Source organism: Pseudomonas putida (assembly GCF_050989985.1).
GTDB lineage: Bacteria > Pseudomonadota > Gammaproteobacteria > Pseudomonadales > Pseudomonadaceae > Aquipseudomonas > Aquipseudomonas putida_AI.
Window position 1 is genome coordinate 431,734 of record NZ_CP158815.1, and the last position, 12,547, is coordinate 444,280.

10 protein-coding genes and 1 pseudogene are annotated in these 12,547 nt (G+C 60.4%); 7 read left to right on the top strand and 4 right to left on the bottom strand.

The window, feature by feature from the left end:
- Positions 1-15: 15 nt before the first annotated feature.
- The 4 genes from ABTV29_RS02070 to ABTV29_RS02085 all read left to right on the top strand — a co-directional run bounded on the left by ABTV29_RS02070 (position 16) and on the right by ABTV29_RS02085 (position 3,828).
- Positions 16-786 carry an electron transfer flavoprotein subunit beta gene (locus ABTV29_RS02070; protein WP_433768641.1) on the top strand — a complete coding sequence of 257 codons (771 nt, stop codon included), beginning with the start codon at positions 16-18 and terminating at the stop codon, positions 784-786.
- A gap of 156 nt (positions 787-942) precedes the next feature.
- Positions 943-1,509, top strand: a complete 567-nt coding sequence (locus ABTV29_RS02075) for an N-acetyltransferase family protein (protein WP_433768642.1) — start codon at positions 943-945, stop codon at positions 1,507-1,509.
- 155 nt (positions 1,510-1,664) lie between these two features.
- Entirely contained in the window at positions 1,665-2,471 is an 807-nt protein-coding gene (locus ABTV29_RS02080) for an RHS repeat-associated core domain-containing protein (protein WP_433768643.1), read from the top strand.
- A gap of 142 nt (positions 2,472-2,613) precedes the next feature.
- Positions 2,614-3,828: a retropepsin-like aspartic protease gene (locus ABTV29_RS02085; protein WP_433768645.1), complete on the top strand. Its 1,215-nt coding sequence runs from the start codon at positions 2,614-2,616 to the stop codon at positions 3,826-3,828.
- Positions 3,829-4,649: 821 nt separating this feature from the next.
- On the opposite strand, the gene gbcA is transcribed toward ABTV29_RS02085, so the two are convergent.
- Entirely contained in the window at positions 4,650-5,945 is a 1,296-nt protein-coding gene (gene gbcA / locus ABTV29_RS02090) for a glycine-betaine demethylase subunit GbcA (RefSeq protein ID WP_433768647.1), read from the bottom strand.
- A gap of 295 nt (positions 5,946-6,240) precedes the next feature.
- On the opposite strand from gbcA, the gene gbcB reads away from it, so the two are divergent.
- The gene (gene gbcB / locus ABTV29_RS02095) at positions 6,241-7,341 is read left to right on the top strand and encodes a glycine-betaine demethylase subunit GbcB (RefSeq protein ID WP_433768648.1); all 1,101 of its coding nucleotides are present in this window, start codon (positions 6,241-6,243) and stop codon (positions 7,339-7,341) included.
- A gap of 133 nt (positions 7,342-7,474) precedes the next feature.
- Here the strand turns inward: gbcB and ABTV29_RS02100 are convergent, their stop codons facing one another.
- From ABTV29_RS02100 to ABTV29_RS02110, 3 genes and pseudogenes are all read right to left on the bottom strand, one after another.
- On the bottom strand, positions 7,475-8,299 hold the full coding sequence (locus tag ABTV29_RS02100; protein ID WP_433768649.1) for an SDR family oxidoreductase: 825 nt from the start codon (positions 8,297-8,299) through the stop codon (positions 7,475-7,477).
- Positions 8,300-8,469: 170 nt separating this feature from the next.
- Positions 8,470-9,004 (bottom strand): annotated as a pseudogene (locus ABTV29_RS02105) (REP-associated tyrosine transposase).
- A 104-nt stretch (positions 9,005-9,108) separates the two neighbouring features.
- A complete protein-coding gene (locus tag ABTV29_RS02110; protein ID WP_433768650.1) occupies positions 9,109-10,149 on the bottom strand; it encodes a low specificity L-threonine aldolase in 1,041 nt (346 codons plus the stop codon).
- Between the two features lie 144 nt (positions 10,150-10,293).
- Here ABTV29_RS02110 and ABTV29_RS02115 point away from each other — a divergent pair, with 144 nt between their 5' ends.
- Positions 10,294-11,007 (top strand): TraX family protein, encoded by a 714-nt coding sequence (locus tag ABTV29_RS02115; RefSeq protein ID WP_433771721.1) that lies wholly within the window; start codon positions 10,294-10,296, stop codon positions 11,005-11,007.
- Positions 11,008-11,291: 284 nt separating this feature from the next.
- Positions 11,292-12,545 carry a serine hydroxymethyltransferase gene (gene glyA, locus ABTV29_RS02120; protein WP_433768651.1) on the top strand — a complete coding sequence of 418 codons (1,254 nt, stop codon included), beginning with the start codon at positions 11,292-11,294 and terminating at the stop codon, positions 12,543-12,545.
- The last annotated feature ends 2 nt before the right edge of the window (positions 12,546-12,547 follow it).

Consider the following 12,547-nt stretch of genomic DNA (forward strand, 5'->3'; position numbering starts at 1 on the left):
GGGAAGGAAAGGGTTATGAGCACGAAAATCATCAGCCTGGTGTCCATCGGCGCCCACCCGACCTCTGGTCGTCCGCGTCGCGCGGATCAGGATGCGCGTGCGGTGGAATTGGGTCTGCAGCTGGCTGGGGATAACTTGCAGGTGCTGCATGCCGGCGATGTGGCCGAGCCTGCGCTGCGGGCTTATCTGGGCATGGGCCTGGAACAGCTGCACGTGCTGGAACAGCCCCAGGGCGCGGATGCGCTGCCGGCGTTGACCAGCTATCTGCGCGATGCCGGGGCCCAGGTGGTGCTGACCGGCAGCCAGGCCGAAACCGGCGAAGGCTCGGGCATGCTGCCGTTCCTGCTGGCCGAAGGCCTGGGTTGGCCGCTGGTGGTGGGGCTGGCCCAGGTCGAATCCATCGACGGCGGTTCGGCGCTGGTGCTGCAAGCCTTGCCCCGCGGCCAGCGTCGTCGGCTCAAGGTGCGCCTGCCGTTTCTGGCAACTGTGGATAACGCCGCGCCCAAGCCACGGCAGAGCGCCTACGGCCCGGCCCGGCGCGGGTTGTTGCAGGCCGATGAGGTGGAAGTGGTCGACGATGAATTGCTGGCGGTGGCCACCCTGCAACCGGCCAAGCCACGACCCAAACGCCTGAAAGTGATCAAGGCCAAGAGCGGCGCCGACCGGATGAAAGCCGCAACGGCGAAAGCCAGTGGCGGAGGGGGACAAGTGCTCAAGGGCGTTACGGCGCAAGCTGGGGCTGAAGCGATCCTCAAACTTCTGATCGAAGAAGGCGTGGTTCGCTAAATCTCCTGTAGGAGCGAGCCTGCTCGCGATGGTGGTCAACGATGACGCGGGATGCCTGAATGACCTCTGTGTCCTCAGGTTTTTCGCGAGCAGGCTCGCTCCTACAATGTTCATCTCCCACCGTATGTGCGCATGACCAGAATAAATGGGGAAACAATGGCAGTTGAATTTCGTTCTGCGGTCCGCGCGGATGCGCGGGAGATTGCGCGGTTGTTCCAGATTTCATCCGAAGGCGCTTCAGATTACATCTGGAGCCAGATCGCAGAGCCCGGCCAGGATCTGCTCGACGTAGGCGCCATCCGCTACGCCCGTGACGATGTGGATTTTTCATACCAGAACTGCCTGATCGCCGAAGCGCACGGGCAGGTCATCGGCATGATGCACAGCTACGTGATGCGCCACGACCCGTTCGCCGAGCCGGTCACCGATCCGGTGCTGGCGCCCTACGCGACCATGGAAATCCCCGACACCCTTTACATTTCCAGCCTCGCCCTGCATGAAGGCTGGCGCAATCAGGGCCTGGGCAAGCAGTTCCTCGCCTACGCCTACGACCGCGCCAACCAGCTGGGGCTCAATGGCCTGAGCCTGATCGACTACGCCGCCAACACCGGCGCCCGGCGCTTCTACGAGCGTCATGGGTTTCGTGTGGTCGATACCTGCCAGATCACGCCACATCCGATGATTCGGGTGACGGGTGAGGCTTACCTGATGTACCGGCCTTAGCGGACTAGCAGAACTGATAGTGTCGGCTTTGACGGCGGTTTGTTAGGGTATCGGTCATTCAATTACCGTGCTCGGCAGCCCGGCTGGTCAGTGCTTCCAGTGCTGAATCAGGCATGTCGCAGCGGGTAGATCAGGTCTCACCACGGAGGCTGCCGATGTCCAATTCCCGCGCGAATCAACCAGCGAAGCAGCCTGCTGTGGCGCAGCAGCGACTGTCGCGAGCCTTCTTGTTGGCGCCCGACTTTCAGCAAAGCATTCTCGCCGTGCAAGACGGCACTCGGCTTGAACCGTTCGCCTATTCCCCTTACGGATTTCAAAGTGGCCTGCGGCAGGCCACGACGCATCTGGGCTTCAATGGACAGCTCAAGGAGCGTCCAACCGGGTGGTATCACCTGGGCAATGGTCATCGGGTCTATAACCCGATACTGATGCGATTCCACAGTCCGGATCGGTTGAGTTCGTTTGGTAAGGGGGGGATGAATGCGTACGCCTATTGTCAGGGGGACCCGCTCAACTACACGGACCCTACTGGTGAATTCATGGCAAGTGCTTTACCGATCATTCAGCGAGGTCTGACTGTTGCACTGCACACCGTGACTCCGGCGGCGCTTATCTTCGGGCCCAAGGCTTCTGGAGTCGCCTTGCAGGCTACTCGTGTCAGTTTGGCCGGGTCTATCACCACTGCTGCGGGGGCCGTCATGCAGCTGGCGGGATATCCAGTCGGAGCAATTGTTGGCGCGGCAGGGACAACCGCCCTGGTGGCTGGCGCGGCAACGCGCGGTGCTGTCGCGCTCAAGAACGCTTACCAGGCCAACAGGTTGTGGACAACTGTGAAAGAAAACGTCAAAACAATCGTGGGTTGGCCTGCCTCTGCGAAACCACTCAAATCCCCAACTACGTTGACGTCCGTAATATCGGAGAACCCTCCCGATACACTTAAAAATATAAGAGACTCACAATGATTGGCTAATGTCGGTGAGCACCCAGCGAGCCACATTGAGCTACATTTTCATGGTGCGCTGGTCAGGGTGCAGCACGCGGTCAGGGAGCTTTCTGAGGTTCAGCGCTTGTTCATAAAACCTGGTTTTTATGAGTGGGTTGGCCATGAAGCCGCTGACGCGATTGCTCCTTGCCTGGGTCGTCCTGGTGTCCACGGGACTGCTGGCCGCTAACCGGCCGAACGCGCCTGAGCCGCGCGTCTTGCCCGAACCGGGCTTCTATCAATGGTTGGCCTCCGAGCAAGGGCAGAACGCCTCCCTGGCGCAATTGCGCGCGCATTGCGACCTTGTGCCGGACCCCGGGAAAAACCTCGACTGCTCAGTGACGGTGATCGCCCGGATATTCGAGCTCAAGGCCGCCAACCAGTTGCCGGATTACTACCTGGCGATCAAGCGCCGGCACGCTCGGGCCATACAGGCTGACCCGGAGCTGAAAATCCTGTTCTCGATGTTCGGCGATCAGTCCCTGGCCACGTTGCGCGCGACGGGGGATTTCGCGGTCAAGCGCGCAGCCGGGCGCCAGGTGCTGAAGATTCATCCGTACGCCAGCGACCATTTCATTGCGCAAGAGGTGCTGCCCTTCATCGATGTCAGTGACGCCAATGGACATTCGGCGCGCTTCGTCCTCGACACCGGCGCTCCGCAAACCCGGGTCAATATCGACACCGCCAGGTCGATGGGGATCAGGCTGTTAACCGACTCCCATTACGCCTACAGCACGTTTTACGGCGAGAGCAATGTCTCGGCCAGGCTGGGCGTCATCGAGTCGCTGAGGATCGGTGCAAGCGAATTCAGGAATGTGCTGGTGTTCGTCAGCGATCGAGACAACCTTTTGGGGCTGGACCTGATCAGCAAGCTGGGGCCGCTGAAAATCACCCGCAAGACCCTGGAACTCAACCCCTTGCCTGCCGCGCGCTGCGACTCACCGATTACCTACACCCGCATGGATCTCAACCAACGCCTGACCATCGCCGCCAGCCTGGATAACCGCTCGACCCAGGCAATCGTCGATACCGGCAATGTTGATTACCTGACCTCGGCCTTGCCCGGTGAGCAAATCAATGTGGTGCAGGCACTGACCCCTGGAGTCTCCCCGATCGATACGGCCGAAAGGCAACGCTTCCAAACCTTCAAGGGCGTGCTGAACCTGCCCGGCCACAGCCTGCCGATCACCTACAGGTACTACCCGGGCTTCACCATCCCGCCGTCCTGGGTGAGGGGGCGGTATGTGCCGTCGGTTCTGTTGGGCTGGCGAGCGTTCGATGACTTTGATTTGAATCTGGATATCGAGGCGGGGCGCTCGTGTTTTAACAAGGTTTGAAGACGCGAGGCCATTTTCGACCTGTTTACCCACAATCCCTGTTGGCGGTTCTGTGGATAACGTGTTCACCCCTTGCCCGACCCCTTGCAGATCAGGGGCTGCAGGCCGAAGATCAAAAAACAACCAGCCTAAGCTGCGGTTTTACATGGGTTTTTTCAGAGGATAAGTGCAGGACTTGCCCCCAATCTCTGTTGGCGCTTCTGTGGATAAGATGTTCGCTTACCGCTACAGCCCTTATAAACCGTGGCTTTCGAAGGATTGGTTAAAAAACGTCCAAACTGCCGGTTCTGGCCAGTTCTGCACCCCGGGAACGCAGGAAACTAGCGGTCTCCAGCGGTTTTCCACAATACCCGTGAAGTTGCCCCCAAAGTCTGTTGGTGCTTCTGTGGATAAGGTGTTCGCCATACGCTGCAAGCTACGAATTACGTGCCCTGTAGAGGTTTGATCAATAAATGATCAGGTGCCGGATAAAACCCTGCTTCTGAATAAGTCACGGATTTTCTTCAGTTTTCGGGGAGAAATTTTGCGAGCTTTCCACAGTTGTCCCCATTTGCTGTGGGTGGAGATGTGGATAACTTGTTTGCGGAAGGCTGGGAGCCTTATGGGGTATAGCGCTGAACGGAATAGATCATATTTCGTACAGTTATTTGTAGGAGCAGCCGGTCGACGCTCGATTGCTCGCGATGGACGTGAACAATAACGCGGGGAGTCAGGCAATCCGCGGTGTTTATGCAAACATCGCGAGCAAGCTCGCTCCCACATGGGTTCTGTGTCGAACACCAATATGGGAGCGAGCCCGTTCGCGATGTGTTTTTGATGGATCAACCGCTAACGGCAACCCCTTTGAGGTACGGCGCAGGCTCGGCGCCCAGGTTGTTCAACATGCGACCGCTGTACCAATCGATGAAGTTCACCACACCGAACTCATAGGTCTTGGAGTACGGACCTGGCTGGTAGGCGGTGGAGTTGATGCCGCGCTGGTTTTCTTCGGCCAGGCGACGGTCCTGGTCGTTGGTGGCGTCCCAGACCTGGCGCATGCGCTCCACGTCGTAGTCCACGCCTTCCACAGCGTCCTTGTGCACGAGCCACTTGGTGGTGACCATGGTTTCCTGGGCGCTGATCGGCCACACGGTGAACACGATGATGTGGTCGCCCATGCAGTGGTTCCAGGAGTGCGGCAGGTGCAGGATGCGCATCGAGCCCAGGTCCGGGTTCTTGATGCGGCCCATGAGCTTGGCGCAGCCCTGTTTGCCGTCCATGGTCATCGACACGGTGCCCTTGAGCAGCGGCATGCGCACGATACGGTTACGCAGGCCGAAGCTGGCGTGGGCGTAAGGGATCTTCTCGGCTTCCCAGGCAGCGGCGGAGGCGGCGACGTGGTCCTTGAACGCCTGGTCGGCGCGCGGGTCGGTCACGTCGTCCCATTCCAGCAGGGTTTTCAACAGTTCAGGGTGCGAGCCGCCACAGTGGTAGCACTCGCGGTTGTTTTCCAGCACCAGTTTCCAGTTGGCCTTTTCCATCAAGGTGGTTTGCACCGCCACCTTGGTGTTTTCCATGTCGTACGGTTCCATGTAATGGGTGAGCGTCGCCAGGAACTCATCGATGGCCGGCGGGTTTTCCGCCAGGCTGATGAAGATGTAGCCGCCGGCGGTTTTCACGTTCACCGGTTTCAGGCCGTATTGCTTCATGTCGAAGTCGGCACCCATTTCGGTGCCGGCGAACAGCAGGCGACCGTCGAGCTCATAGGTCCACTGGTGGTAGTGGCAGACCAGTTTGGCGACCTTGCCCTTGTCGCTGGTGCACAGGCGCGAGCCACGGTGACGGCAGACGTTATGGAAGGCATGGACCACGCCATCGGCGCCGCGGATCACAATGATCGGGTTCTTGCCGACCTGCAGGGTCATGTAGTTGCCCTTGGCCGGGATCTCGCAGGTCATGCCGGCGATCAACCACTCTTTCTGGAAGATCTCCTGCATGTCGATTTCAAACAGGCGCTCGTCGGTGTAGAACGGCTGCGGCAGCGAGAAGGTGCGCTCGCGCTCTTGCAGCATCTGCGCGGTGGCCTTGCGTGCGGGTTCCAGCGGATCGCCCAGGCTCAGGGTAGTAGTGACGTCCATCGTTTAATCCTCAGGGCCATCTGCGTGGCCGGCGAAAGTGGCTAATCAGGTCTGCTGTTCAGGGTTGCTACGCAAGGTGTAAAGGTCGTGTCTTGGTATGGGGCGAGTGTGGGGCCGGCGCGGGCCAGAACCTTATCCATGGGCGACATGATGCAATCTGTTCCCGACGCGCAAGCCCCGGTGGTTGGCGGCTGGTCGCGATAAGCATGTCAATGTCGCAGATAGGTAAATGGGTGGTTCGCGCTATACGCAGAATCGCCATCATGAAGGCCGACAGTCGGCCGTGGAGATCAGCATGTCCAACAACTTCCTGAACCCTGTAACTACACAGACCTGGGCCAATGGCCGGCACATCGTCCGTTGCGTCAAAGTCATCCAGGAAACCTGGGATGTGCGCACCTTCTGCTTCATGGCCGACCAGCCAATCATGTTTTTCTTCAAACCGGGGCAGTTCGTCACCCTGGAGCTGGAGATCGACGGTCAGCAGGTCATGCGCTCCTACACCATTTCCAGCTCGCCGTCGGTGCCTTACAGCTTCTCGGTGACCATCAAGCGCGTACCGGGCGGCAAGGTCTCTAACTGGCTGCACGACACCCTGCATGAGGGCTACGAACTGGCGGTGCACGGTCCGGTCGGGCTATTCAATGCCATGGACTTCCCGAACCCGAAGGTGCTGTACCTCAGCGGTGGCGTGGGAATCACGCCGTGCATGTCCATGGCCCGCTGGTTCTTCGACACCAACGGCAATGTCGACATGGCGTTCATCCACAGCGCCCGCTCGCCCAAGGACATCATTTATCACCGCGAGCTGGAGCACATGGCGGCGCGGATCGAAAACTTCAGCCTGCACCTGATTTGCGAAAAACACGGTTTCGGTGAGCCATGGGCCGGCTATCGCGGCTACCTGAACCACAAGATGCTGGAACTGATGGTCCCTGACTTCCTCGAGCGCGAAGTGTTCTGCTGCGGCCCGACGCCGTACATGAACGCGGTCAAGCGCCTGCTGGAAAACGCCGGCTTCAACATGAAGCACTACCACGAGGAATCCTTCGGCGCGACCCCGCCCGAGGCCCGCGCAGACGCCGTGGAGCATGCCGAGCAGGCCGCCGAGGCGCCGGAGGTGGCTGAGTCGGATCTGCACCAGGTGGAGTTCACCGCCTCGGGCAAGAGCATTCGCGTGGCACCGGGCGAGACCGTGCATGCGGCAGCCGCCAAGGTCGGCCTGATGATCCCGAAAGCCTGCGGCATGGGCATCTGCGGCACCTGCAAGGTGCTCAAGCTGGGCGGCGAGGTGGAGATGGATCACAACGGCGGGATCACCGAGGACGACGAAGCTGAAGGGTTTATCCTGTCGTGCTGCAGCATTCCGAAGGGGGATGTGCGGATCGAGTACTAAGCTCGCCGAATACCCCTGTGTAGGAGCGAGCATGCTCGCGATGAACGTCAACGATAACGCTGGCAGCCTGATGCCCCGCGTTGTTCTGTCGACCATCGCGAGCATGCTCGCTCCTACAGGTTTTTGTGGTGTTTCAGTCGATAAACAGGTCGGGCATCAGCTTGTCGCTGCTGCCTTGGGCGAAGCGATAGTGCTCGAACTCGGTCGCGCCGTTTTCCCGCAGTACCTCTTCATCAATCAACAACCGCCCGGTCAGGCTGCGCTCGGTGCTGCTCAAGATCATATGGGCGGCATCCGCCATGATTGCGGGCGTGCGCGCATGCTTGAACGACTCCCGCGACCCCAGCTGAAATTCGATCGCCGCCGTGGCGATCATGGTCTGTGGCCACAGTGAATTGACGCTGATCCCGTAATTGCTGAATTCCTCGCTCATGCCCAGCGTCAGCATGCTCATGCCGTACTTGGTGACGGTGTACGGGCTGTATTGGGCGAACCATTTGGTCGCCAGGTTCAGGGGCGGCGACAGGTTGAGGATGTGGCCTCTGGACTGTTTCAGGTACGGCAACGCGGCCTGGCTGCACAGCAGAACCGCGCGAGTGTTGATCTGATGCATCAGGTCGAAGCGCTTGAGCTCAATGTGCTGAACCCCGGTCAACTTGATCGCCCCCGCGTTGTTGACCAAGGCATCGATGGCGCCGAAGTGTTCGTTGGCCTGGGCCAGGGCTCGATGCACGGCCTCTTCATCACGCACATCGACCTGCAGGGCCAGCGCCTTGCCACCGGCGGCCTCGACTTCCCTGGCCACGCTATGGATGGTGCCCGGCAATTTGGGGTGCGGTTCGGCACTCTTGGCGGCAATCACGATATTGGCGCCATCGCGCGCGGCACGCAGCGCGATCTCACGCCCAATCCCGCGGCTGGCACCGGTAATGAACAGGGTTTTGCCTTGCAATGACATGCGTACGCTCCTGATTGTTGTTGTCTGTACGGCTCGCCAGACAATGTAGACCAAGACTTCAGGAGCGAACGAGCAGGAGGGAATGCGTCTGATCGTTCCCACGCTCTGCGTGGGAATGCAGCCCGGGACGCTCCGCGTCCCAGCCGCACCGCAGATCGCAGCGATGCACGTCAGAACCAGCGCTGAATCTCGATCAGCCCTTCCATCCCCGCGTAGTTCCTTGCACTCGAATAACGCCAATGCTCCGGCAAGTCCACATACCCACGTTTCACGGGGTTGTTGTGGATGTACTCGAGTTTCTGGCGCATCACCGTTTCGCTATAAACCATTTCTGCATGCGAGCCTTCTTGCCACAGCTGATACACCCGATCCTGCTTATGTGCCCGTTTGCTGAAGCGCAGCCGTTGTAATGCTTTTTCCGCACCTTTGCTTTGCAGGTCATTGATGATCTGGCGGGGCGGTGAAGGATTTGAACTGGCTCAGACATTTGCTGAGGTCAGGCGCTTGGGCAACGAAGTGCAGATGGTTTTCCAGGATCACATAGCCAAACAGCTGCAGGTTGTGATGGGTTTGCTGATAACACCAACAATCGAGCAGGTGGTCGACAATATAGGGACGGATGAACAGCGGGAGCCATTCCATGAGGGTGCAAGTGAGGAAGTGGGGTTTGTCAGGCTCAGTGATGGAGTAACGGCTTCTACCCATGGGATTCGTCCTTGAATCTTGTGGTGAGGTGAGATGGAACGCGGAGCGTCCCTGGAGGCATTCCCACGCGGAGCGTGGGAACGATCATCATTGGTTCTGGAGTGTTAGTGGGACATCACTTCGCGGATGTCCCGCGCCAGCTCACGCACGCGCTCTTCTTCGGTATCCCACGAGCACATGAAGCGTGCGCCGCCCTTGCCGATGAAGGTGTAGAAGCGCCAGCCCTTGGCGGTCAGGGCGGAGATGGCCGGTTCCGACAGTTGCAGGAACACGCCGTTGGCCTGCACCGGGAACATCAGTTCCACGCCCGGGATGTCGCTGACCAGCTCGGCCAGCAGTTGCGCGCAGTGGTTGGCGTGGCGGGCGTATTTGAGCCAGGCGTCGTTTTCCAGGATGCCGACCCAGGGCGCGGACAGGAAGCGCATCTTTGAAGCCAGCTGCCCGGCCTGTTTGCAGCGATAGTCGAAGTCTTCGGCCAGGTCGTGGTTGAAGAACAGGATCGCCTCGCCCACGGCCATGCCGTTTTTCGTACCGCCAAAGCACAGCACGTCGACGCCGGCCTTCCAGGTCAGGTCGGCCGGGGAGCAGCCCAGGAAAGCGCAGGCGTTGGAGAACCGTGCGCCATCCATGTGCAGGTGTAGGCCCAGTTCCTTGCAGGTGGCGCTGATGGCGCGCACTTCATCCGGGGTGTAGACGCTGCCGACTTCGGTGGCCTGGGTCAGGGTCACGACGCGGGGCTTGGGGTAGTGGATGTCCTGGCGCTTGAGTGCGACTTCACGGATCGAGTCCGGAGTCACCTTGCCGTTTTCGGTGCGGGCGATCAGCAGCTTGGAGCCGTTGGAGAAGAATTCCGGGGCGCCGCATTCGTCGGTTTCGACGTGGGCGGTTTCCGAGCAGATCACGCTGTGGTAACTCTGGCACAGCGACGACAGGGCCAGGGAGTTGGCGGCGGTGCCGTTGAAGGCGAAAAACACTTCGCAGTCGATTTCGAACAGCTTGCGGAAATCGTCGGACGCGCGGGCGGTCCACTCGTCGTCGCCATAGGCGCGCTGGTGGCCATGGTTGGCCTGTTCCATGGCAGCCCAGGCTTCAGGGCAAATACCGGAATAGTTGTCGCTGGCGAATTGTTGGCTCTTGTCTGTCATGGCCTGCTTCCGTGGTCGAGGCGCCTATGGTGAAGCGTCTCGTGGTCAATGAGGGTGGGCACTCTACCGAAGATCGTCCGGGGAGCGCACGGGATGTCACTGTCAGAAAATTACGCGGGATGCCGGGCAATTATGCACGTGGAGATGCACTTGACACAGCGCGACGGTGCACTGGATTTGCTCAAGTGGCTGGCACTGCTGTGCATGGTCCTCGATCACCTGCGCTATGTCGGTTATTCCGCCGATTGGCTCTATGTGCCGGGGCGTCTGGCGTTCCCCTGGTTCTGCCTGGCGATGGCAGCGAACCTGGCGCGCACGCCCGTCACGACAAGCGGTCAATGGCGCTACCTGGGTTGGCTGGCGCTGTTCAGCGCGGTCAGCGAAATGCCCTATCGGCTGTTCCTTCCCAACCCCGACACCTTGAATGTGCTGCCAACGCTGGCGCTGGGCCTGCTGGTGGTGCGTGGCTGGCAGGTGCACAGTCTTCAGGCGCGGCTGCTGGCGGTCGCGGCACTGCTGGTGGCTGTGCTGTTTGCGTCGCGGCTGATGTTCGGATTCTTCGGCGTGCTGTTGCCGCTGGCGATGTTGCTGGTGATCCGTCGCCCCTGGTATTTCGCCCTGCTGCCGGGGGTGGTGTGCCTGGCCGCCAATCAATGGCAGGTGCTGTATTACTCCATTCGCCTGGGCAATCACGTGGCGCTGGCGGCGGTTGCCACTTGTCTGATTGCGCCATGGTCGGGGCTGTTCCTTTTGCGACACGCCCGGGGCGTAAAACCGCCACCGATGCGGCGCTGGGCGTATGCCTTGTATCCCTTGCATTTCCTGATTCTGCTCGCATTGCGACAGGCAATCGCCTGACCCTGTGGGAGCGAGCCTGCTCGCGATGACGGCGGCACATCCAGCTGCAATGCCGCCTGTCCCGCCGCAATCGCGAGCAGGCTCGCTCCCACAAGGGTTCCGGGCAAGATTGCGGACAGTGGTTGCCCGGCGTTTTCAGCCCATGTCGTAAACGCACCTTTGCGTGGCGCCCATAGGCATTTGACCTATCTGCCTCGGTCATACCATCGCTATCAAAGGGCACTGGCGTAACGTCAGTGCCTTACCGAGACGAATGGCGCATAGATGCCGCTGGGAGAGACGCGATGTTCAGCAAGCAAGACCAGATCCAGGGTTACGACGATGCACTGCTGGCGGCGATGAATGCCGAAGAGCAACGTCAAGAAGATCACATCGAGCTGATCGCGTCAGAGAACTACACCAGCAAGCGCGTGATGCAAGCGCAAGGCAGCGGCCTGACCAACAAGTACGCCGAAGGTTACCCGGGCAAGCGTTACTACGGCGGCTGCGAGCACGTGGACAAGGTTGAAGCCCTGGCCATCGAACGCGCCAAGCAACTGTTCGGCGCCGATTACGCCAACGTCCAGCCGCACTCCGGTTCCTCGGCCAACAGCGCCGTGTACCTGGCCCTGCTGCAAGCCGGCGACACCATCCTGGGCATGAGCCTGGCCCACGGCGGTCACCTGACCCACGGTGCCAAGGTGTCGTCCTCGGGCAAGCTGTACAACGCCGTTCAGTACGGCATCGACACCAAGACCGGCCTGATCGATTACGACGAAGTCGAGCGCCTGGCCGTCGAGCACAAGCCGAAGATGATCGTGGCCGGCTTCTCCGCCTACTCCAAGACCCTGGACTTCCCGCGCTTTCGCCAGATCGCCGACAAGGTGGGCGCGCTGCTGTTCGTCGACATGGCCCACGTGGCCGGTCTGGTCGCTGCCGGCCTGTACCCGAACCCGCTGCCATACGCCGACGTGGTCACCACCACCACCCACAAGACCCTGCGCGGTCCACGTGGCGGCCTGATCCTGGCCAAGTCCAACGAAGAAATCGAGAAGAAGCTCAACGCCGCGGTATTCCCCGGTGCCCAGGGCGGCCCGCTGATGCACGTGATCGCCGGCAAGGCCGTGTGCTTCAAGGAAGCGCTGGAGCCAGGCTTCAAGGCCTACCAGCAGCAAGTGATCGACAACGCCCAGGCCATGGCGAGCGTATTTATCAAACGTGGCTACGATGTAGTGTCCGGCGGTACCGATAACCACCTGTTCCTCGTCAGCCTGATCCGTCAGGGCCTCACCGGCAAAGACGCGGACGCAGCCCTCGGTCGCGCCCACATCACCGTGAACAAGAACGCCGTGCCGAACGATCCACAGTCGCCGTTCGTCACCTCCGGCCTGCGCATCGGCACCCCGGCGGTGACCACTCGCGGCTTCAAGGTTGCGCAATGCATCACGCTGGCCGGCTGGATCTGCGACATCCTCGACAACCTCGGCGATGCCGATGTCGAGGCCAACGTTGCGCAGCAAGTCTCGGCCCTGTGCGCAGACTTCCCGGTTTATCGCTGAGT